The 22635-nt window shown below is 72.5% G+C and carries 14 protein-coding genes; 6 read left to right on the top strand and 8 right to left on the bottom strand.

The window, feature by feature from the left end; translation table 11 throughout:
• Nucleotides 1–33: 33 nt before the first annotated feature.
• Complete coding sequence (locus AB0M30_RS32445) at nt 34–396, bottom strand: DUF488 family protein (protein ID WP_364591595.1); 363 nt, start codon at nt 394–396, stop codon at nt 34–36.
• 432 nt (nt 397–828) lie between these two features.
• On the opposite strand from AB0M30_RS32445, the gene AB0M30_RS32440 reads away from it, so the two are divergent.
• Nucleotides 829–3801 carry a BTAD domain-containing putative transcriptional regulator gene (locus AB0M30_RS32440; protein WP_364591592.1) on the top strand — a complete coding sequence of 991 codons (2973 nt, stop codon included), beginning with the start codon at nt 829–831 and terminating at the stop codon, nt 3799–3801.
• A 3-nt stretch (nt 3802–3804) separates the two neighbouring features.
• On the opposite strand, the gene AB0M30_RS32435 is transcribed toward AB0M30_RS32440, so the two are convergent.
• Nucleotides 3805–5010 carry a phospholipase D-like domain-containing protein gene (locus AB0M30_RS32435; protein WP_364591589.1) on the bottom strand — a complete coding sequence of 402 codons (1206 nt, stop codon included), beginning with the start codon at nt 5008–5010 and terminating at the stop codon, nt 3805–3807.
• Nucleotides 5011–5214: 204 nt separating this feature from the next.
• Between AB0M30_RS32435 and AB0M30_RS32430 the strand changes: the two genes are divergently transcribed.
• Both AB0M30_RS32430 and AB0M30_RS32425 read left to right on the top strand, forming a co-directional pair.
• On the top strand, nt 5215–7287 hold the full coding sequence (locus AB0M30_RS32430) for a putative Ig domain-containing protein (RefSeq protein WP_364591659.1): 2073 nt from the start codon (nt 5215–5217) through the stop codon (nt 7285–7287).
• A 41-nt stretch (nt 7288–7328) separates the two neighbouring features.
• Nucleotides 7329–8192, top strand: a complete 864-nt coding sequence (locus AB0M30_RS32425; protein ID WP_364591586.1) for a GNAT family N-acetyltransferase — start codon at nt 7329–7331, stop codon at nt 8190–8192.
• Here AB0M30_RS32425 and AB0M30_RS32420 read toward each other — a convergent pair.
• Complete coding sequence (locus tag AB0M30_RS32420; RefSeq protein ID WP_364591583.1) at nt 8117–8473, bottom strand: MmcQ/YjbR family DNA-binding protein; 357 nt, start codon at nt 8471–8473, stop codon at nt 8117–8119. The two genes, AB0M30_RS32425 and AB0M30_RS32420, sit on opposite strands and share 76 nt — an antisense overlap.
• 55 nt (nt 8474–8528) lie before the next feature.
• Between AB0M30_RS32420 and AB0M30_RS32415 the strand changes: the two genes are divergently transcribed.
• On the top strand, nt 8529–9281 hold the full coding sequence (locus AB0M30_RS32415; RefSeq protein ID WP_364591580.1) for a fructosamine kinase family protein: 753 nt from the start codon (nt 8529–8531) through the stop codon (nt 9279–9281).
• Nucleotides 9282–9351: 70 nt separating this feature from the next.
• Here the strand turns inward: AB0M30_RS32415 and AB0M30_RS32410 are convergent, their stop codons facing one another.
• From AB0M30_RS32410 to AB0M30_RS32400, 3 genes are all read right to left on the bottom strand, one after another.
• Nucleotides 9352–10017: an HNH endonuclease family protein gene (locus tag AB0M30_RS32410; RefSeq protein WP_103339214.1), complete on the bottom strand. Its 666-nt coding sequence runs from the start codon at nt 10015–10017 to the stop codon at nt 9352–9354.
• A 94-nt stretch (nt 10018–10111) separates the two neighbouring features.
• Entirely contained in the window at nt 10112–10723 is a 612-nt protein-coding gene (locus AB0M30_RS32405) for a hypothetical protein (protein ID WP_364591577.1), read from the bottom strand.
• 687 nt (nt 10724–11410) lie between these two features.
• Nucleotides 11411–13144 carry a pyruvate dehydrogenase gene (locus AB0M30_RS32400; RefSeq protein WP_364591574.1) on the bottom strand — a complete coding sequence of 578 codons (1734 nt, stop codon included), beginning with the start codon at nt 13142–13144 and terminating at the stop codon, nt 11411–11413.
• 70 nt (nt 13145–13214) lie between these two features.
• Between AB0M30_RS32400 and AB0M30_RS32395 the strand changes: the two genes are divergently transcribed.
• Together AB0M30_RS32395 and AB0M30_RS32390 are read left to right on the top strand one after the other, a co-directional pair.
• Complete coding sequence (locus AB0M30_RS32395) at nt 13215–14117, top strand: LysR family transcriptional regulator (RefSeq protein ID WP_364591571.1); 903 nt, start codon at nt 13215–13217, stop codon at nt 14115–14117.
• Nucleotides 14118–14168: 51 nt separating this feature from the next.
• Entirely contained in the window at nt 14169–15266 is a 1098-nt protein-coding gene (locus AB0M30_RS32390; protein ID WP_364591569.1) for an ionic transporter y4hA, read from the top strand.
• Nucleotides 15267–15468: 202 nt separating this feature from the next.
• Here AB0M30_RS32390 and AB0M30_RS32385 read toward each other — a convergent pair whose 3' ends face one another.
• Nucleotides 15469–17859, bottom strand: a complete 2391-nt coding sequence (locus AB0M30_RS32385) for a SpoIIE family protein phosphatase (protein WP_364591566.1) — start codon at nt 17857–17859, stop codon at nt 15469–15471.
• Nucleotides 17856–22415, bottom strand: a complete 4560-nt coding sequence (locus AB0M30_RS32380) for a HAMP domain-containing protein (RefSeq protein ID WP_364591656.1) — start codon at nt 22413–22415, stop codon at nt 17856–17858. Before AB0M30_RS32380 ends, AB0M30_RS32385 begins: the two co-directional genes overlap by 4 nt.
• Nucleotides 22416–22635 lie beyond the last annotated feature (220 nt).

Here is a 22635-nt window from a genome sequence, read left to right as displayed (position 1 = left end):
GTCGCCCCTTCGAACACGCGGGATGCTCGCCGATCACTCTCCGGTGAGCACCGCCGCCAGCACGGCCGCCTGGCTGATCGAGGGGGATCCGCTCGCCGTCAGCAGGGTCACCGGGCCGTCTCCGGCCAGGTCGCGCAGCCGGGCCAGGGCCGCCACGCGATCCGGCTCGCGCAGCTCCGCTCGATAACGCTCGGCGAACTCCGCGAACCGCTCGGGGTCGTGGCCGTACCAGGTGCGCAGGTCGTCGGAGGGGGCCAGGCCGCGGTACCAGCCGTCGAGGACCAGCGCCGCTCGGGCGGTGCCGCGGGGCCAGCGCCGTTCGACGAGCACGCGGACGCCGTCGGCGGCCCCGGCCGGGTCGGCCAGGCGCGCCACCCGGACGACCGTCGGCTGCATGCGCGCATTCTGCGTCGAGCCGGGTCGGGCCGCCACCGGAGCGCCGCGGCGGTCACTGTCCGCGACCACCGCTCGCGGGAGGATGGGCCGGGCGCTCCGCCGGCGGCCGCCGCGCGCGGACCGAAGCCGGTCGAACCCGGTCAAACGCGCCAGGCGGAAGCTGCCCCGGGCAGCCACCCCGGCACGAGCACCCGGAACAAGGGCCACCACGGCGACCGTGGAGGGGTCGCCGTGGTGGTCCTACCCCCAGCTCGTACCGCCCGTGGAACAACAACAGCCGAATCCGCCGGAATCCCGGCGGCCGAGCCGGCCGCGGGCATCGTCGGGCGCCTGTCCGCGGCCCCGTCAGGATGGCGGACCGGGCCTGCACCACGCTTGCAGTACGCTTGCACGCCCGGTCACGATCGGGTGAACGCGAGCGGAGGTGACGGGGTGAAGTTCCGCGTCCTCGGCGCCGTCGAGGCGACGGCGGACGGCGCCCCGGTCGATCTCGGCTCCCGCAAGCAGCGCCTGGTCCTCGCCGTCCTGCTCCTCGACGCCGGCCACCCCGTCACCCTCGACCGGCTCGTGGACCTGCTCTGGCCCGACGATCCCCCGGCCAGCGCGCGCAACACCGTCCAGGCGCTGATCTCCCGGCTGCGCGCGGTGTTCCGCGCCGCGGGCGGCCCCGAACTCGTCACCGAAGGGCACGGGTACGTCCTGCGCGCCGACCCGGACACCGTCGACGCCCACCGCTTCACCGCGCTCGCCCGCCGGGCCCGCGCGGCCGGTGACGAGACCGCCATCGAGCTGTTCGGCCAGGCCCTCGCGCTGTGGCGGGGCGACGCCCTGGCCGGTGCCGCGTCCGCCGACGTCGCCGGCGTCCTCCTCGCGGGGCTGAACGAAGCCCGCTGGAGCGCGCTGGAAGACCGCCTCGACGCGCAGCTGCGGCTCGGCCGGGGGCGGGCCGTGCTCGCCGAGCTGACCACCCTGGTCGCCGCGCACCCGTTGCGGCAGCGGTTCGTCGGCCAGCTCATGCTCGCCCTGCACCGCGAGGGCCGCACCGACGCCGCCCTCGCCGCCTTCCGCGGCCTGCGCGCCCGGCTCGCCACCGAACTCGGGCTCGACCCCGCCCCCGAGCTGACCCGCCTGGAAGCCGCGATCCTCGCCGCCGACCCGGCGCTCGACCCCGCACCGGAGCCGCCGCCCGAGCCGGTGCGCCCGGCCCAGCTCCCCCACGACGTCCGCGGCTTCACCGGCCGCGCCACCGAGCTGGCCCGCCTCGACGAGCCGGCGGGCCCCGGTTCCGGAGCGGACATCCGCGTGGTCACCGGCACCGCGGGCGTCGGCAAGACCGCGCTCGCCGTCCGCTGGGCGCACCGCGTCCGCGACCGGTTCGCCGACGGCCAGCTCTACCTCGACCTGCGCGGGTTCGACCCGGACCACGAGCCGCTCACCCCGGCCGCCGCGGCCGCGCAGCTGCTGCGGGCGCTGGGCACCGACCCGCGTGCGATCCCGCCGGACCCGGACGGCCGCACGGCGCTGTGGCGTTCCCTGCTGGCCGACCGGCAGGTGCTCGTCCTGCTCGACAACGCCCGCGACAGCGCCCAGGTGACGCCGCTGCTGCCGCCGTCGGGCACGGTGCTGGTCACCAGCCGCCAGCGGCTGGGCGATCTGATCGCCCGCACCGGCGCGCGGGCGGTGCCGCTGGCCGTGCTGCCCGCCGAGGATTCCCGGCAGTTGCTGGAAACCGTGCTCGGGCCGCCCGCGGTCGCCGCCGAGCCGGCCGCGGCGGCGGAGCTGGCCCGGCTGTGCGGGCACCTGCCGCTGGCGCTGCGGCTGGCCGCGGCGAACCTGGGCGCCGGCGAGGTGTCCGGCATCGCCGAGCTGGCACGGGAACTCGCCGGCGGCGATCCCCTCGCCGGGCTGAGCGTCGACGGCGCCGAAGAAAGCGCCGTCACGACGGCGTTCTCCGTGTCGTACCGGGCCCTGCCCGCCGAGCACCGCCTGCTGTTCCGGCGGCTCGCGCTGGTGCCGGGCCAGACGTTCACCGCGCCGGTGGCCGCACGGCTCGCCGCGGTCGCCGACGGCCGGGCGGGCCAGCAGCTCAAGGCCCTCGCCGCGGCCAACCTCGTCGAACGGCACCTGCCCGGCCGCTACCGCTTCCACGACCTGCTGCGCAGCTACGCGGGCGGGCGGGTCGCGGCGGACGACACCACCGCCGACGGAGACGCGGCCCGGCGCCGGCTGTTCGACCACTACCTGACGACGGCCGACGCGGCGGGCCGGCTGCTGATCCCGCACTTCCTCCGGCTGCCCCGGCCCGAGCCGGACAAGGCGTTCGACGGCACCGAAGACGCACTGGCCTGGCTGGACACGGAGTGGCCGAACCTCGCCGCCGCCGTCGAGCACGCGGCGGCGCACGGCCCGCGCGAGTACGCGTGGCACCTGGCCGACGCCCTGCGGGCGTTCTTCCACCACCGCGGCCACCACACGGAGTGGATCGACACGGCCACGACGGCGCTCACCGCCGCCCAGGCCGACGGCGACCGGCAGGCGCAGGCGGCGATGCGGCTGTCCATCGCGCTCGCCGGCGTCAACAGCGGCCGCTACACCGAAGCCCGCGCCCACCTGACGACGATCCTCGACGACGGGCTGGCGGCGGAGTGGCCCACCGGGCGCGCCGCGGCGCTCAACAACCTCAGCGCCGTGCACCAGCGGCTCGGCGACGCGCACGAGGCGATCGCGTGCAGCCTGGAAGCGTTGCGGCTGTGCGAAGAAACGGCGATGCCGGCCATCACGATGGCGCTGGCCAACCTCGGGTTCGCCTGCGGCCAGATCGGCGACTTCGACGCCGCGCTCGGCCACTTCGGCCGCGCGCTGGAGATCGCCGAACGCGACGGCGCGCGGTTCAGCGTGGCCGTGCTCCTGGTCGACCTCGGGCACGTCCACCGCGATCTCGGGAACGCCGACGCGGCCGGCTTCTACGAACGAGCCCTGACGGCCAACCGCGAACTCGGGTACCAGTACGGCGAAGCGGCGGCGCTGTCCGGCCGCGCGGTGTTGGAGGCCCGGGCGGGTGACGCCACCCGGGCCCTCGCCGACGCGGCCGACGCCGTGGAACTGACCCGCCGCATCGGCGACCGCGGCACCGAAGCGTCCGCGCTGGCCGCACTCGGCGAAGTCTGCCTCCGGCTGGACCACGCGGCCGACTCCGTCGCCCATCTGACGGCGGCACTGGACATCGCCCGCGAGACCAGCTTCACGTGGTGCGAAGCCGCGGCGCTGACCGGTCTCGCCGAGGCGGCGCTCGCCGTGGGTGAAATCGAAGTGGCGCGCACCCACGGCGAAGCGGCGGTCAAGCTCGCCGCCCAGGCGGGCTACCGGCCCTTGGAAACCCGGGCGGCACGCGTCCTGGCCCGCTGAGCGTCAGCAAGTGGCCGGGGCCGAGCACTTGGCGCGGGCCAGGATGGTGCCGAAGTTGTCCTGGTAGGCCGCGCTGATCGCGGCGTTCTCCACCTTGATCAGGATTTCGTCGTTGTCGCGCAGGGCCGCGCCGGAGACGTTGTGCGAGCCGGTGAAGACGAGCGCCCGGCCGCCCTTGTCGCTGTAGTTGCCCGTGTAGAGCATGTACTTCGAGTGCACGGTGATCTCACGGTCGTTCGCGGTCGTGGTGAAGCGCTTGAGCGTCACGTTCGCCTTGCCCTTGAGGGCGGCCAGCGCCGCGGTGCCCAGGTCGTCGTAGACGATCCGGACCTTGCAGCCCAGCTTCGCGATGCGGACCAGCTCGGTGACGACCGGGGTGCGCGAGTCGGCGATGTTGGCCTGCACGACGTTGAGCGAACAGCCCGCTTCGTACTTGGTGACGTACTTCAGCAGCTGCGCCCACGTGTCGGTGGCGAACTCCTCCGAGGTGCCGCCCTTCGAGTCGGCGCGCGGCGAGAGGTAGCTGGTGACCATGGTGGTCAAGGTCTTGTGGTAGCCGGCGGTGGCGTAGTAGTCGTTGTCCTTCTTCTGCGCCAGCATCCTCCGCACGTGCCCGAGGTAGAAGCCGTACAGGTCGGGGTCGCCGTGGATCAGCAGCGCGTTGTTGAACATGTTGCCCTGCACGGTGGTCAGGTTGTACGAGCCGATGACGACGACGTCCTTCTTGCCCTCGGTCTCGGAGAACATCCACAGCTTGTCGTGGTTGATCGAGTGCGGGCTGCCGTCGTGGGCGATGCACCCGGTGTTGTCGCCGCCGGTGCCGCAGAAGACCAGCTGGGTCAGCCCGGCGGACTTGAGGATCGGCATCGCCGTGTTGGCCGGGTCGTCGTCCGCGGCGCCGTCGAGCGCGATCCGCACCTTGACGCCCCGGGCCTGCGCGGCCTTGATCGCCTCGGCGAGCGCGGGCCGGGTCCAGCTGAAGAGGGAGATGTGGATCTCCGCCCCGGCCGGGGCGCCGTCGGTCAGCTGGACCAGCCGCGTTTCGATCGAGTGGTCGCGATCGCCGTTCTCGGGCGGGTTGTTGAAGATCGCTTCCATGCCGGTGGCGTCGGCGGTCACCGACGCCGGCGCGGCGTGCGCGACGCCGCTGCCGGCCAGCGCGAGCAGCGCGCCGACGGCCACGGTGAGCGCCTTGAACTTGGGGGCCATGTCTTCCTCCTGTCGGAAGCGCAAACCTCGCAAGACGCCGTACAAGATCCGTACACCCGGACGTTTCCGCGCATACCCGGCGAAAGGGGCGCGCAGCCCGCGGAACCCGACTCTTGGCGGGTTCCGCCCATCCGGACCGCAGAGGACGCTTCTCCTGGCTCCCACGGGCGGAGCCGGGAAAGGACGACCTCCATGAGATCGAGGGTGCTTTCTGCTGCGCTCGGCGTGGCCATCGGCCTGCTGGGCACAGTCGCCGTCGCCGCGCCGGCCGAGGCCGCCGCGGGCTGTGGTGACCAGATCGTCGGCAACGGCGGGTTCGAGAGCGGCACCACGCCGTGGACCCAGACCAGCGGCGTCATCTCCGCCGCCACCACCGCGGAACCCGCGCACGGCGGGACGATGATCGCCTGGCTGGACGGCACCGGCAGCACGCACACCGACACCCTGTCCCAGTCGCTGACGCTGCCCGCCGGCTGCGCGTCGGCGACGCTTTCGTGGTGGTCGCACATCGACACCAAGGAGACGACGACCAGCACCAAGTACGACAAGCTGGTGGTCCAGGCGGGCACGGACACCCTGGCCAGCTACTCGAACCTCGACAAGAACACCGGCTACGTCCAGCGCACCGTCGACGTCTCCCGCTACCTCGGCCAGACCGTGATGCTGAAGATCACCGGCACGGAGGATTCCAGCCTGGCCACCAATTTCGTCCTCGACGACATCTCGCTGACCACGACCGGGACGAGCAACCCGCAGTCGCCGGTCGTCACCTCGCCGGGCGCCCAGAGCGGCGCCGTCGGCCAGGCCGCGTCGCTGCAGATCCAGGCGAGCGACCCGCAGGGCGACGCGCTCACCTACAGCGCCACCGGCTTGCCCGCCGGCCTCGCGATCGGCGCGAGCACGGGCAAGATCACCGGCACCCCGACGACCGCCGGGACTTCTTCGGTGACCGTGACGGCGCAGGACCCGGCCGGCAACAGCGGCAGCGCCACGTTCACCTGGACGATCTCGGCCGCGCCCGCCGACTCGACGCGCACGCCGATCAACCCCGCCTACACGGTGAACCTGACTTCGAACACCGCCGGCGACACCTGGACCGGGCACCAGAGCGTCGGCTTCACCAACGGCTCGGCGACCGCGCTGCCCGAGGTGTACCTGCGGCTCTGGGACAACTACCACGGCAGCTGCCCGACGACCCCGATCACCGTCACCAACGTCACCGGCGGCACGCCGTCCGCGCTGAGCGTGAACTGCACGGCCATGAAGATCACGCTGCCCACGCCGCTCGCCCAGGGCCAGTCGGCGACCATCGGGTTCGACCTGAAGATCGTCGTGCCCAGCGGCGCCGACCGGTTCGGCCACGACGGCGCGTACAACATGATCGGCAACGCGCTGCCGGTGCTCGCCGTCCGCGACGGCGCGGGCTGGCACCTCGACCCGTACACGAACAACGGCGAGTCGTTCTACACGGTGATCAGCGACTTCGACGTCACGCTCGTGCACCCGACGTCGCTGCTGACCCCGGCCACCGGCACCTCGACCGAGACGACCAGCGGCACCACGACCACCACGCACGCCGTGGCTCCGAAGGTGCGGGACTTCGCCTGGGGCGCCGGGCCGTTCGCGAAGATCAGCACGACGTCCGGCAAGGGCGTGCGGGTCAACGTCTACTCGGCCGGCGGGATCTCCACCAGCAGCGCCAACCAGATGCTGAGCCTGGCCGCCGACTCCATCGACGTCCACTCGGGCCGCTTCGGCGACTACCCGTACGGTGAAGTGGACGTGGTGCTGGACAACAACTTCTGGTTCGGCGGCATGGAGTACCCGGGCTTCGTGATGGACCTCGTGTCCACCACGGCACTCCCGCACGAACTGGCGCACCAGTGGTTCTACGGGATCGTCGGCGACGACGAGTACAACTCGCCGTGGCTCGACGAGAGCTTCACCGACTACGCCACCGACCTCTACCGCGGGATCACCGGCAGCGGCTGCGGCATCACGTGGCAGTCGAGCGCGGAGAAGCTGACCAACTCGATGGCCTACTGGGACGCGCACTCGTCCCGGTACTCCACGGTGGTCTACAACTACGGCAAGTGCACCCTGCACGACCTGCGGCGGCTGATCGGCGACACGGCGATGGCGAACCTGCTGAAGTCCTACGCCCAGTCGCACTGGTACGGCGTGTCGACCACGGCGGAGTTCAAGGCCGCGGCGCAGGCGGCGGCCGGGTCGACCGACCTGACGTCGTTCTGGGCTTCGCACCGCGTGGAGGGCTAAAACGGTTGGAGTTCCCCGTCCGCTTCCGCCACTGTGGGGAGGTGGACGGGGAACGGCTCTTTTGCGACACCGCGCTGGCGGCCAGGATCGAACAGGCCGAAGCGCGGTTCGTCGCCGCGTGCAGCGACGCGGCCCGGACCCGGCGGGGCGACGCCACCGGGTTCGCGCGCCCGCTCGGAGGGGGCGTCGCCAGCTTCGCCGAGGCGGACTCGCCGTTCAACAAGGTCGCCGGCCTCGGCTTCGCCGGCCCGCCCGAAGACCTCGACGAGGTCGAGGATGCCTTCGCCGAGCTGGGCGCGCCGGTGCAGGTCGAGCTGTGCCACCTGGCCGATCCCACCGTCGGGACGTTCCTGACCGCACGCGGCTACCGGCTGGAGTCGTACGAGAACGTGCTCGGCCGTCGCCTCGGCGGCCCGGTGGAAGCCGCCGGCGGCGAGGTCCGGCCATGCCGGGCGGACGAGCTGGAAACCTGGCTGTCCGCCGTCGCCGGCGCCTCGATGGTCACCGACACCGAAGGCCTGCCTTCCCACGAAGACTTCACCCCCGAGATCATCGTGAACGCGCTGCGGGACATGGCCGGGGTCCGGCGGTACACCGCGGAACGGAACGGCGAGTTCGCCGGCGGCGCGAGCTTCCGGGTCACCGACGGGATCGCTCAGTTCGCCGGCGCCGCGACCATGCCCGCCCACCGCCGCCGCGGCATCCAGACGGCCCTGCTGCGCACCCGGCTCGCCGAGGCCACCGCAGCGGGGTGCGACGTCGCCATCGTCACCACGCTACCGGGGTCGAAGTCTCAGCAGAACGCCCAGCGGCAGGGGTTCGACCTGCTCTACGCCCGGGCGATCCTGGTGAAGGGCACCTCGGCGACGAGCTCCTCCGGCGCCGACAGCCGCCAGGCTTCGTAGAGGAGCTCCGCGAGTTCGTCGGCGTCGACGCCGTCGAGGTACACGACCACCCAGCCGAAGCCGCCGGCGGTGAACTGCACCTCGAACACGTCCGGCCGTTCCGAGACCAGGGCCAGCTGCTCGGACACGGTCTGCTTGAGGCCGACGGTCCTGGTCCGCGGCCAGAAGTAACCGAACCGCTTGCCGCGCACGCTGAACGAGGAGTAGTCGCGCGCCTCCGAGCGCTGGACCTCCGCCAGCTTGCCGAGCAGCTGTTCGAGTTCCCGGACCTGGACCGTCACCGTCGTCCCCCTCGTTCTCCGGCGCCCACCGTAGCGCGCCGGTACCGTGCGGAACATGACCGAGTCCGGAGACGGCCGCGAGGTGGTGGTCAAGCGGGGCCACGCGCCCGGCGCGACGGCGGCCGAAGTGGCGGGCCTGCGCTGGCTGGCCGCGGCGGGCACGGTCCCGGTACCCACCGTGCGCAGCCACGACCGGGACCGGCTGGTGATCGATCGCGTCCCCGCCGGTCACCCGTCGGCCTCCGCGGCGGAACGTTTCGGCCGCGGGCTGGCCGGGTTGCACGCCGCGGGCGCTCCGGCGTTCGGGGCTCCGCCGCCGGACGGACCGGCGGAGGCGTGGATCGGCCGGGCGCCGATGGCCAACGTGCCGTCGGATGACTGGGCGTCCTGGTACGCGGCCGACCGCGTGCTGCCCTACGTCCGGCTGGCGGTGGACGCGGGCACGTTCGGCCCGTCCGAAGCGGCGTTGTTCGAGCGGGCCTGCACGCGGATCCCGGCCTCGGCCGAGCGGCCCGCGCGGCTGCACGGCGACCTCTGGAACGGCAACGTCCTGTGGGACGGGCGCGAGGTGTGGCTGATCGACCCGGCCGCCCACGGCGGGCACCGCGAGACGGACCTGGCCATGCTGCACCTGTTCGGCTGCCCGCACCTCGAGCGCGTCGTCGCGGCCTACGAAGAGGCGTCGCCGCTGGCGGAGGGCTGGCGCGACCGGATCGGGCTGCACCAGCTGTTCCCGCTGCTGGTGCATACCGTCCTGTTCGGACAGTCCTACGCCGGCCGGGCGGTGGCGGCGGCCCGCTCGTTCTAGTGTCGCGCGTCGCAAGTTGTTTGACATCCGGGAAGAGCGCCCGCTGTCACTGAACTTCGGACGCGCGACACTAGCAGTGGTCGAGCATGGTTTCCAGGGCCTTCTTCTCCGGCACGGTGATCGTCAGGCCGTAGTTGCGCTTCACGACGATCCAGTCGGTGGCGTAGACGCACCAGAACGACACCAGCGGCGGCTTCCACGCGTCCGGGGCCTTGTCGCTCTTCTGTTCGTTGAGGTTGTCCGTGACCGCCCTCAGCTGCGGGCGGACGAGGTCGTTCGCGAACTCTTCGCGCCGTTCGCGCGTCCAGCTCTTGGCGCCGCTGATCCAGGCCTGCCCGAGCGGCACCATGTGATCGATGTCCACATCGGACGCCTTGTGCCAGGTCTCGCCGTCGTACGGGCTGACCCAGGTACCCGACTTCGCGGCGCACTGCGCATCGGTCTGGACGTCCTGGCCGTCGCGCTTGAGCACCTGCTCGCGGACGTCGCAGTTCGCGTCGACCTTGTCCCAGTGCGGGAACTCGTCGCGGCTGTAGCCGTCCATGGTGCCGCGCACGGCGATCTGCAGCGCCCCGAGCTCGTTGCGCGCCTCGGCGGGCGCGATCGGCGGGGCGGCGACCGTCCCGGGCGCTTGGGTCAAGGAGCCGCCGGAGGCGAGTCCGTCGGCGAGCTTGCAGCCGGTGACCGACGAACCCACGAGAACGGCGAGAAGGACAAGCGCTCGGGTGCGCGGCATCGTGAACCCCTTTCACGTCTACCGGGAGGTGCCCAGCGGACGCGCCGGGGAAACGGTGCAGATGGCGTAGCTGACGCGAAATAACCGTGGCAGATCAGGAGCCGTGAAAGACCTGGTTGACGAACACGGCGGCCACCACCCCGGCGGTGACGAGCATGATCAGCACGAAGAGCAGGCCCCACGGGACTTGCCGGATCGGCCGCTGGCGCGGGAAGACCAGCCCCCGCCCGCTCGGAGTCCACGGGAGGGGATCGTCCTCGGCCGCCGGCGGTGGCGGTGGTGACGGCGGCGGTTCCGGCAGCACCGGGATCACGGCCGGCAGTTCCGGCAGCCGGTCGAGCACCGGAAGCCGCGCCGGGAACCCGTCGGCGATCAGGGCCGCGCGGGGCGGGGCGAGGTGGGCGAGGGAAAGGGCATAGCAGGCGTCGAGGACGTCATCGGCCGACCAGACGGTCCGCCACCGGTTGTGCTGCGCGATGATCCGCCGCAGGCCACGGCGTTCGGCGAGGACGACGGCGACCCCGGGCACCGGCGGCGGGTCGGGCCAGTGCCCGGGCGGCGGGGCGGTCCGGAAGGCTTGCTGCGCAAGGCCTTCTTCGGCCGACGGCCCGGCCGCCTCCGGCTTACTCGCCTGCGCGCCCTCCACCGGCCCGGGTTCGCGCGCATGCCGGGACGGCCCCAGGTCGCTTGCGGGCGGGACCGCCACCGGCCCACTCCCCCGTGAGCCCTCGACCGGCCCGGGTTCTCGCGCATGCCGTATCAGCTCCGGGTCGCGTGCGGGCGGGACCGGAACCGACCCAGCCCCCTGGGAGCCATCCACCGGCCCACCCGCCTGCGGGCCCACCACCGGCCCGGCCTCCACCGAACTACTCGGCCCCCACCCGGTTCGTGCTTCCGCCGACGGCACCACCGCGACCAGACCAGTCACATGCCGCCCGCCTTCGTGACCCGCGAGGGCTCCCCTCGCCGCCGCCACTGCCGCTCCCGTTCGGTCGCCGGGGCCCGGCCAGGACACCGGACCCGGCTCGTGGGCCGCGATCACCACCACTCCGCACCTCGTGAACACCAGCGCGTCCACGGAGCGAAGACCGAGGCGGGTCGGCAGCGTGATGCCCGCCAGCGCCAGCCCCGTCAGGTGCTCCGGGCCCGGCCCCCACGATCGCAGCAACGCCACCACGTGCTCCGCCGCCGGTGGGAGCGGCCGGTCTTCACCGGTTCGCTGGAGGGCCACGAGCACGCCGGTCACACCTCCGTCGAAGGAACCGCGAGCAGTCCTTCGACGGTAGGAGGAAGACCCGCCGCCACCCAGCAGCCGAACGAGTGGTCGATCACCACCGTGTGTGACGGCGTGCCTCCGGAAGCGTTGATCCCTCCGGGAAGCGGGGCGCTCCGGCTACGGCCGCGGGGTGTTGCGCAGGTTGGCCCGCGCCAGGTCGACCATCTTGCCGACACCGCCGTTGAGCACCGTCTTCGTGGCGCCCAGCGCGAATCCGCGCACCATGTCCCCGGTGATCCGCGGCGGGATCGACAGCGCGTTCGGGTCGGTCACCACCTCGACCACCGCCGGGCCGGGGTGGGCGAACGCCTTCTCCAGCGCGCCGCGCACGTCGGCCGGGTCCTCGACGCGCTCGGAGAACACGCCGCAGGCCGCCGCGATCGCCGCGAAGTTCACCGGGGCGTGGTCGGTGCCGAAGTCCGGGAGGCCGTCGACCAGCATCTCCAGCTTCACCATGCCCAGCGTGGCGTTGTTGAACACCACCACCTTCACCGGCACGTCGTACGCCGGCAGCGTCAGCAGGTCGCCCATCAGCATCGCGAGCCCGCCGTCGCCCGACAGCGACACGACCTGCCGCCCCGGCTGGGACAGCTGGGCGCCGATCGCGTGCGGCAGCGCGTTCGCCATGCTGCCGTGCCGGAACGAACCCAGCACGCGACGGCGGCCGTTCGGCGTCAGGTACCGCGCGGCCCAGACGTTGCCCATGCCCGTGTCGACGGTGAACACCGCGTCGTCGGCGGCGACCTCGTCGAGCACCGAAGCGACGTACTCCGGGTGGATCGGGCGGCGGTGCTCGATCTTCGTCGTGTACGCGCCGACGACCTTCTCCAGCTTCCGCACGTGCTCGCGCAGCATCCGGTCGAGGAATCCGCGTTCGGTGCGGGGCCGCAGCAGCGGGAGCAGCGCGCGCAACGTCTCGCGCACGTCGCCGTGCACGGCCAGGTCCAGCGGCGTGCGCCGGCCGAGACGCGAGGCGTCGTGGTCGAGCTGGATCGTCCGGGCCTGCGGGAGGAAGTTGTCGTACGGGAAGTCCGTGCCCAGCAGCACGATCCGGTCGGCTTCGTGCATCGCGTCATAGCAGGCGCCGTAGCCCAGCAGGCCGCTCATGCCGACGTCGAACGGGTTGTCGTACTGGATCCACTCCTTGCCGCCGAGCGAGTGCCCGACCGGCGCGGCGAGCTTCTCCGCCAGCGCCATCACCTCGTCGTGCGCGCCACGCACGCCCGCGCCGGCGAACAGCATCACCTTCTCACCGGAGTTCAGCAGGTCCGCCAGCTCCTGGACGGTCTCCGAGGACGGCACGGCGGGCGACGGCGTCACCAGCGGGAGGTGCTCGGTGAGCGGGCCGGTGGCCCTGCGGTCGGCGAGGTCGCCCGGGATGGTCAGCACCGCGACGCCGCCCTTGCCGACGGCGGCCTGGGTGGCGATCCGGAGCAGCCGCGGCAGCTGGGCCGGGTCCGCCACGACCTCGCTGAAGTGGCTGCACTCGGCGAAGAGCCGGTCCGGGTGGGTCTCCTGGAAGAACCCGGTGCCGATCTGGTTCGACGGGATGTGCGACGCGATCGCCAGCACCGGCGCGCCCGAACGGTGGGCGTCGAACAGGCCGTTGATCAGGTGCAGGTTGCCCGGTCCGCAGCTGCCGGCGCAGACGGCGAGCTTGCCGGTGACCTGCGCCTCGGCCGCGGCGGCGAAGGCGGCCGTCTCCTCGTGGCGGACGTGCACCCATTCGATGCCGTCGGTGCGGCGGACCGCGTCGACGATCGGGTTCAAGCTGTCCCCGACGATGCCGTAGATGCGCTCGACCCCCGCGTCGCGCAGGGTCCTGACCAGTTGTTCCGCCACGGTAGTCATACCTCCAGCCTGGCCCGGGATGATCGATGCGTCCAATGCCTGATTGGCTGAAAATCCATACACTGGGGACATGGAAGTCCAGACGCTGCGGCTCTTCCGGGAGGTCGCGGCCGGCGCCACCGTCACGGAGACCGCCGCACGGGCGCACCTCACCCAGCCCGCGCTGTCGCGGGCCCTCCGGCGGCTCGAACACGACGCCGGCGCGGAGCTCTTCCGCCGGTCCGGGCGGGTGCTGCGGCTGACCCCGGCCGGGCACGCCTTCAAGCGGCACGTCGCCCTCGCGCTCGACCAGCTCGACCAGGGCCTGCGGGAGGTCGGCGAGATCGTCGCACCGGACACCGGCGTCGTCCCGCTGGCGTTCCTGCACACGTTCGGCACCTGGCTCGTCCCCGCCGTGCTGAGCGGCTTCCTGCGCGAGCACCCCGGCACCCGGTTCGAACTGCGGCAGCACGGCGAAGCCGGGCTCGAGGCGGAGCTGCTCGACGGCACCGCCGACCTCGTCATCACCAGCGGCGACCCCGGGCACCTCCAGCTGCACTGGTCCCGGCTGCTCGTCGAGCCGCTGCGGCTGGCCGTGCCGCCGCACCACCGGCTCGCCGGGCGGGAGCGGGTCCGTCTCGCCGACGTCGCGGACGAGACGTTCATCCTCCTGCGGCCCGGTTACGCCCTGCGGAAGACGACCGAGCAGCTGTGCGCCGAAGCCGGGTTCGCCCCGCGCATCGGGTTCGAAGGCGACGAAGTCGAGACCCTGCGGGGGCTGGTGACCGCCGGGCTCGGCGTGTCCGTGCTTCCGTTGCCGCACACGGCCGCGTTCCCGGCACCGCACCTGGAACTGACCGATGTGGACGCTGCCCGCGACATCGGGCTCGCCTGGGCGGCCGGCCGGAACCTCCCACCGCCCAGCGAAACCTTCCGCCGGCACGTCCTCGCCACCGTGCCCGCCGCGTTCGATCGTCCACAAGGGACGGTGTGAGAAGGGCCGTACGGGCCCGCGAAACCGCGGCCGGTGTGCGAGGGTGGAGGCATGGTCGCCGCGCTGAGATCCTTCCTGCTGTCCTGGACCTCCGTCACCCCGGTGCTCGGCATCCTCGTGCTGGCGCTCGCCTGGGGCCGCGACCTCGGCCCGGTTTTCGTCGCCGTCGTCGCCGTCGCGCTGGGGGCGACCGTGCTGGCCGCGGTGCACCACGCGGAGGTCGTCGCCCACCGCGTCGGGGAACCGTTCGGCTCGCTGGTGCTCGCGGTGGCGGTCACCGTCATCGAGGTCGCGCTGATCGTCACGATGATGGTTTCCGGCGGTCCGGACGCCGGTTCGCTCGCGCGGGACACGGTGTTCGCCGCCGTCATGATCACGACCAACGGCATCGTCGGCATCTCGCTGCTCGTCGGCGCCCGCCGCTACGGCTCGACGCTGTTCAACTCCGAAGGCAGCGGCGCCGCGCTGGCGACGGTCGCGACGCTGGCCACGCTGAGCCTGGTGCTCCCGGCGTTCACCACCAGCACGCCCGGACCGGCCTTCTCCCCCACACAGCTGACGTTCGCGGCACTGGCGTCCCTGGTGCTGTACGGGACGTTCGTGCTGACGCAGACGGTGCGCCACCGCGACTTCTTCCTCCCGGTGGCGGCCGACGGCGCCGTCAAGGAGGACGACCACGCCGACCCGCCGTCGAACCGGGCGGCGCTGGGCAGCCTGGCGCTGCTGCTGGTGGCACTGGTCGCGGTGGTCGGGCTGGCGAAGGTGGAGTCGCCGGCGATCGAAGCCGGGGTGCGCGCCGCCGGGTTCCCGCAGTCGTTCGTCGGCGTGGTGATCGCGCTGCTGGTGCTGCTGCCGGAGACCCTCGCGGCGGTGCGCGCGGCCCAGCGCGACCGGATGCAGATCAGCCTCAACCTCGCGTACGGCTCCGCGATCGCGAGCATCGGCCTCACGATCCCGGCGATCGCGCTGGCGTCGCTGTGGCTGCCGGGCGGGCTGCTGCTCGGCCTGGGCTCGACGCAGATCGTCCTGCTCGCGCTCACGGTGGTGGTGAGCGTCCTGACGGTGGTCCCCGGCCGCGCGACCCGCCTCCAGGGCGGCGTACACCTGGTGCTGCTGGCGGGCTTCCTGGTCCTGGCCATCAACCCCTGACCCGTGTCGACCCCCCAATCACGAGTGATGGCCCCTCAATCACGCATGATGCCCGCCCAATCACGCGTGAGGCCCTGCAGAGCACGGCCGATGCCCGTGCCGGCCCACCGGCCGGCCGTGGGCCGACAGCCCCCGCCCGTGCTGAAACAGGCATCGCCTGTGATTGGAGGGGCATCATGCGTGATTGGGGGGTCGACACGGGTCAGGTGGTGGTGACCTCGATGCCGACCACGCAGGTGTCGTCGTCCGTGTCCGCCGTGCTGTAGGTCAGCAGCCGGTCCAGCTGGTGCTCGAGGCCGCCGTCGTGGCCGTCGACCAGGGTGACCAGGCGGGACACCGAGTCCTGGACCGGGCGGTCGCGGCGCTCGATCAGGCCGTCGGTGTAGATCAGCAGGATGTCGCCCTCGGCGAGCTGAACCTCTTCCTCCTGGTAGACGACGTCGCGGACCGCGCCGAGGAGGGAGCCGCGGATCAGGGGCAACGTCGTCGCCGAGCCGTCGCGGTGGCGGACGATCGGGGGCAGGTGCCCGGCCCGCGCCCAGCGCAGCTTCCGGTGCGCCGGGTCGTAGACCGCCGCGACCGCCGTGGCCGTGACGTGGTCGGTGAGGTGGTAGGCCACCAGGTTCAGCCACGTCAGCAGCTGGGCCGGCCCGGCGCCGGTCGCCGCGAGACCGCGCAGGGCGTTGCGCAGGCTCACCATCCCGGTCGCCGCGTCGATGCCGTGGCCGGCGACGTCGCCGACGCACAGCAGGACCTCCCCGGTCGGCAACGCGACCGCGTCGTACCAGTCGCCGCCGACCAGGTGCTCCTTCTCCGCCGGGCGGTACCGGACCGCCGCGCGCAGGCCCGGCATGTCGATCGGGCCCTTGGCCGGCGGCATGATCGCGTGCTGCAGCTGCAGCGCGAGCCGGTTGCGTTCGATCGCCTCCTGCTCGGTCTCGGCCAGCCTGTCCCGCGTCGCGGCCAGCGCCACCTCGGTCCAGTGCTGCGACGAGACGTCCTGGTAGGCGCCACGGACCGCGACCAGTTCGCCCCGGGCGTCGACGACCGGCTCGGCGACCACCCGGATGTGCCGGGCGACGCCGTCGGAGCGCTGCAGCCGGAACGCCGTCGACGACGGCCGCTTGTGGTGCAGCACCGCCCGCAGGAACCGGCCGATCGACTGCGCGTCGTCGGGGTGCGCGTGCGCGGCCAGTTCGTGCAGCGAGAGCGGCGTCGCGTTCGGCGGGAGGCCGTACAGCGCGAACAGCTCGGTGTTCCAGGTGATCACCCCGGTGACCACGTTCTCCTCGAAGCCACCGATGCGCCCGAGCCGCTGCGCGTGCTGCAGCAGCACCGCGAGCTTCGCCGCGTCGTCCTGGATGCGCAGGATCAGCAGCACGTTCCCGGCGAAGCGCGTCACGCTGACGTCGGTGAGCACGGTCAGCGGCACCTGGTCGACCAGGGTGGTGATCGCCATGCTGTCGGCCCGGAACGGCTCGCCGGTCGCGTAGACGCGCTGGATCTTGTCGAGCAGGCCGCTCTCCTCGGCCGCCATCGGGTACGCCTCCAGCAGCCGCGTGCCGACGATCCGGCTGCGCGGCCGGCCACCCGGGTCCGCGAACCGGACGTTCGCGTGGTGGATCCGGAAGTCGCTGAGCCGGTTGCCGCCGTCGACGCACGGCGACAGCAGCACCGCCGGGTCGTGCAGGCCGTCGACGAAGTCGACCAGCTCGCCGAGGAAGTCGCCGGAGCCGCCCGCGGCCACCGGCGCGACCACGCCGTCCCAGGTGTCGAGGGTGTGCGCGCACAGCTCGGCCAAGGCCTCCAGCTGACGGAGCTGGCGTCCCGGCTCCGCGGGCAGCGGCTCCGGCCAGCACATCTCGACGACGCCGATGATCCGGCCGCCGGTGCCGGTCGGCACCGTCACCCGGCCGCCGCCGGAGAGCGTGTGCTGCCCGATCGAGGGCAGCCCGCCGCCCGAAAGCGTGGGGAACCAGACGGTGTCGCGCTCGAGCAGCGCGCTGCGCGCGGGCGTCGCCACGCCGGGCGGGACGTAGCACCACCGCGCCGCCTCCTCGGCGGAGAACCCGGCCGAACCGGCCAGCGTCAGCGACCCGTCCGGCCCTGCGAGCCACACCGCGACGGCGGTCGCGCCGAGCGGCCGCAGCGCGTGCTCCAAAATGGACTCCGCGACGCGCTGGGTGTCCCCGGCCGCGAGCACGCCGCTCTCGGCGGTCCGCAGCCGCACCGCGACGGACTCCTCGCCTTCGGCGCGGGCCAGGAACTCCTGCGTCACCTCGGTGATGCGGTCCTCGGCCGCCTCGCCGACGACCTCCGCGGCGAACTCCAGCGGCGTCAGCCCGGAGCGCTCGGCCAGCGACTCGAGCTGCTTCGCCGCGTCCGGCGGCGTGCAGTGCAGGCGTTCCATCAGGACGCCCTTGGCCAGCTCGATCAGCCCGCGGCCGTCCGCGACGGCGTGCGCGTGGTCGACCTCGCCGCGCAGGCGGGCAACGGTGTCGGCGAGCCGGGCGAGGTTGGCCGACACCTCGGCCGGCGCGGGCAGCACAGGTACGGCCTCGTCTTCGGCGGCCAACCGCTCTTCCCCGATCACGCCGTCACGTGCCGCTTGATGCGGGCGATCAGGTCGTCCGCATCGACCGGTTTCGTGACGTAGTCGGTCGCGCCCGAGGCGAGGCTCTTCTCGCGGTCGCCCGGCATCGCCTTGGCCGTCACGGCGACGATCGGGATGCCGGCGTGCTCGGGCATCGCCCGGATCTTCGCCGTCGCGGTGTAGCCGTCCATCTCCGGCATCATGACGTCCATCAGGATCAGGTCGATGCCGGCGTGCGACGCGACCGTCTCGACGCCCTTGCGGCCGTCTTCCGCGTGCAGCACGTGCATGCCGTGCAGTTCCAGGATCCCGGTGAGCGCGTAGACGTTGCGCGGGTCGTCGTCGACGATCAGCACCGTCCGCCCGGCCAGGGTGGTGTCGACGTCGGCCGCCCGCACCGGCGTGGCCGGCTCGTCCGGGCGGACCAGCGGCAGCACCGCGCCGGGCTCCTCGGCCGACAGGTGCAGCGCGATCCGCTCGCGCAGCTCGTCGAGCCCGGACAGCACCTCCAGCGACTGCACGTCCGCGCGGGACTGCACCAGCTGTTCGAGCTCGCTGTCGAGCCGGCGGCTGTTGTGCGCGAGCACCGGCACCAGCCGCAGCGCGCTGTCGCCCTGCATCGCGTCGAGGAACGTGAACGCGGTCCGTTCGGGCAGGTCCAGGTCGAGCACCACGCAGTGGTAGGCGTCGGTGGCCAGCGCGGCCGCGGCCTCCTGGGTGCCGACCGCCGTCACGACTTCGACGTCGGCGGGCGAAAGACCGATGTCCCGGCTGTCGGCCAGGTCCGCGGCCGCGCTTTCGGCCACGAGCGTCAGCAGCCCGTGCTGGCGTTCCTCGACGACCAGCAGCCGCCGGTACGCCCGCGGGCCCGAGGACGCGAGGGCCGTCCCGGAATCGGTCGTGACGAGGGCGGTCCCGGGGTGCTCACCCGCCGGCAGCGGCGCGAAGTCCGGCCGCGCGACCGGCAGCGAGAAGGTGAACGTGCTGCCCTCGCCCAGCGTGCTTTCGGCGGTGATGACGCCGCCGAGCAGCTGCGCGATCTCGCGGCTGATCGACAGGCCGAGCCCGGTGCCGCCGTACTTGCGGCTGGTCGTGCCGTCGGCCTGCTGGAACGCGCCGAAGATCGATTCGAGCTGGTGCTCGGCGATCCCGATGCCGGTGTCGGTGACCCGGAACGCGACCGCGGGCCCGTGCACGCGCAACGGCCGCGGCAGCTGCTCCGGGTCGACCGCCTCGATGTGCAGCTCGATCCCGCCGACCTCGGTGAACTTGACCGCGTTGGACAGCAGGTTGCGCAGCACCTGCCGCAGCCGGGAGTCGTCGGTGAGCAGCTCGACGGGCGAGCCGGGCGCCACGGTGATCCGGAAGTCCAGGTTGCGCTGCGAGGTCATCGGCCGGAACGTCGCCTCGACGTAGTCGATGAGCTGGCGCAGCGACACCTGCTCCGGGGTGACGTCCATCTTCCCGGCCTCGACCTTCGACAGGTCGAGGATGTCGTTGATCAGCTGCAGCAGGTCCGAACCGGCGGAGTGGATGATGCCCGCGTACTCGACCTGCTTGGCGGTGAGGTTGCGGGTCGGGTTCTGCGCGAGCAGCTGGGCGAGGATCAGCAGGCTGTTGAGCGGGGTGCGCAGCTCGTGGCTCATGTTGGCCAGGAACTCGGACTTGTACTTCGACGCCAGCGTCAGCTGCTGGGCGCGGGCCTCCAGCTCCTGGCGGGCCTGCTCGATCTCCAGGTTCTTCGTCTCGATGTCGCGGTTCTGCGTGACCAGCAGGGCCGCCTTCTCCTCCAGCTCGGCGTTGGAGGACTGGAGCTCCTCCTGCCGCGCCTGCAGCTCCTCCGAGCGGGCCTGCAGTTCCGCGGTCAGCCGCTGCGACTCGCCGAGCAGCTCGTCGGTGCGGGCGTTGGCGACGATGCTGTTGACGTTGACGCCTATCTGCTCCATCAGCAGCTCGAGGAACGCCCGGTGCACCAGCGTGAAGCCGTGCACCGACGCCAGCTCGATCACGCCGAGCACCTGGTCCTCGACCACGATCGGCAGCACGATCAGGCTGGCCGGCGTGGTGCTGCCGAGGCCGGAGGAGATGGTGGCGTAGCCGGGCGGCACGTCGTCGACGGCGATCGCGCGGCGGCTGCGGGCGGCCTGGCCGACCAGCGACTGGCCGACCCGGAACCGCACCGTGGGGCCGTCGCCGACCGCGCCGGACTCGGGGTGGCCGTACGCGCCGACGAGCCGCAGCTCCGGCACTTCGGCGGTGTCGTCGGCCAGGTAGAAGGCCCCGTACTGCGCGTTGACCAGCGGGACCAGCTCGTCCATCACCGCGGCCGCGACGACGGCGAGGTCGCGGCGGCCCTGCATCAGGCCGGTGATCGTGGCCAGGTTGGACTTCAGCCAGTCCTGCTCCTGGTTCGCCCGCGTCGTCTCGCGCAGCGACTCCACCATCGAGTTGATGTTGTCCTTCAGCTCGGCGACCTCGCCGGAGGCGTCGACGGTGATCGAGCGGGTCAGGTCGCCCTCGGCGACGGCGCTGGTGACCTCGGCGATCGCGCGGACCTGCCGGGTGAGGTTCCCGGCCAGCTCGTTGACGTTCTCCGTCAGCCGCTTCCACGTGCCCGAGACGCCTTCGACCTCGGCCTGGCCGCCGAGGCGACCCTCGCTGCCGACCTCGCGCGCCACGCGCGTGACCTCCGCGGCGAACGCCGAGAGCTGGTCGACCATCGTGTTGATCGTGGTCTTGAGCTCGAGGATCTCGCCGCGGGCGTCGACGTCGATCTTGCGGGTCAGGTCGCCCTGCGCGACGGCGGTGGTCACCTGGGCGATGTTGCGGACCTGCCCGGTGAGGTTGTTCGCCATCGAGTTGACGTTGTCGGTGAGGTCCTTCCACGTGCCGGCCACGTTCGGCACCCGCGCCTGGCCGCCGAGCATGCCCTCGGTGCCCACCTCCCGCGCCACCCGGGTGACCTCGTCCGCGAAGGCGGACAGCGTGTCGACCATCGTGTTGATGACGTCGGCCAGCGCCGCGACCTCGCCCTTGGCCTCGACGGTGATCTTGCCGGACAGGTCGCCGCGCGCGACGGCCGTGGCGACCTGCGCGATCGAGCGGACCTGGCCGGTCAGGTTGGACGCCATCACGTTGACGTTGTCGGTGAGGTTCTTCCACGTCCCGGACACGCCGCGGACGGTGGCCTGGCCGCCGAGGTTGCCCTCGGTGCCGACCTCGCGGGCCACCCGGGTGACCTCGTCCGCGAACGCGGACAGCTGATCCACCATCGTGTTGATGGTGTCCTTCAGCTCGAGGATCTCGCCGCGGGCGTCGACGCGGATCTTCTGGGACAGGTCGCCGCGGGCGACGGCGGTGGTGACCTGCGCGATCGAGCGGACCTGCGCGGTGAGGTTGTCGGCCATGACGTTGACCGACTCCGTGAGGTCCTTCCAGGTGCCGGAGACGCCCTTGACGTCGGCCTGGCCACCCAGCCGGCCCTCGGTGCCCACCTCGCGCGCCACCCGGGTGACCTCGTCCGCGAACGCGGACAGCTGATCCACCATCGTGTTCAGCGTGTCCTTGAGCTCCAGGACCTCGCCGCGGGCGGTGACGTTGATCTTCTGCGACAGATCGCCGCTCGCCACCGCGGTGGCGACCTGGGCGATGTTGCGGACCTGGTCGGTCAGGTTGCCCGCCATGAAGTTCACCGAGTCGGTGAGGTCGCGCCAGGTGCCCGAGACGCCCTTGACGTCGGCCTGGCCGCCCAGCCGGCCTTCGGTGCCCACCTCCCGGGCGACGCGGGTGACCTCGTCCGCGAAGGACGACAGCTGGTCCACCATCGTGTTGATGGTGTTCTTGAGCTCGAGGATTTCGCCGCGGGCGTCGACGGTGATCTTCTGCGAGAGATCACCCTTCGCGACCGCCGTCGTGACCTGGGCGATGTTGCGGACCTGGTCGGTCAGGTTGCCCGCCATGAAGTTCACCGAGTCGGTGAGGTCCCGCCAGACGCCGCCGACGCCGGGCACCTGCGCCTGGCCGCCGAGGCGGCCTTCGCTGCCCACCTCGCGCGCCACCCGGGTGACCTCGTCCGCGAACGACGACAGCTGGTCCACCATCGTGTTGACGGTGTCCTTCAGCTCGAGGATCTCGCCGCGGGCGTCGACGTCGATCTTCTGCGACAGGTCGCCCTTCGCCACCGCGGTCGCCACCTGCGCGATGTCACGGACCTGGGTGGTCAGGTTGCCGGCCATGGCGTTGACCGAGTCGGTGAGGTCCTTCCACGTGCCGGACACACCGGGGACCTTCGCCTGCCCGCCCAGCTGCCCCTCGCTGCCGACCTCCCGCGCGACGCGGGTGACCTCGGAGGTGAACAGCGAAAGCTGGTCGGCCATGCCGTTGAAGACCGTGGCGATCTCGCCGAGCAGGCCGTCGGCCCCGCCCGGCAGCCGGATGCCGAAGTCGCCGTCGCGGACGGCGGTCAAGCCGGCCAGCAGGCGGCGCAGCTCCTGCTCCCCGGCCTCGCCCACGCCCGAGGCATCCGCCCCCGCGCCCGGGCGCACACCGTCGACCATTGCCCCGCTCATCCGCCACCCGTTTCGTCGTTCGTCGGCGCCCGGCGCCCGGCGCCGTCCCGCTGCCTGCACACCGGATGGCTCAGCATAGTGCAGCTGCACTACAGTGAACGGCAACGGTTGAGCAACCAGCCGCGCCCGTGTCCACGCGCGCTCCCCCGGCGGTGCTCGAGAGCCTTTCCTTCTCTCCCAGGCCATCCGGCCACATTGACCCGTTCGG

The organism is Amycolatopsis sp. NPDC051716 (assembly GCF_040681595.1).
In the GTDB taxonomy this organism is placed as follows: Bacteria; Actinomycetota; Actinomycetes; order Mycobacteriales; family Pseudonocardiaceae; genus Amycolatopsis.
The sequence above is the reverse complement of the archived record's forward strand: the minus strand, read 5'-3'. Positions and strand labels throughout refer to the sequence as shown.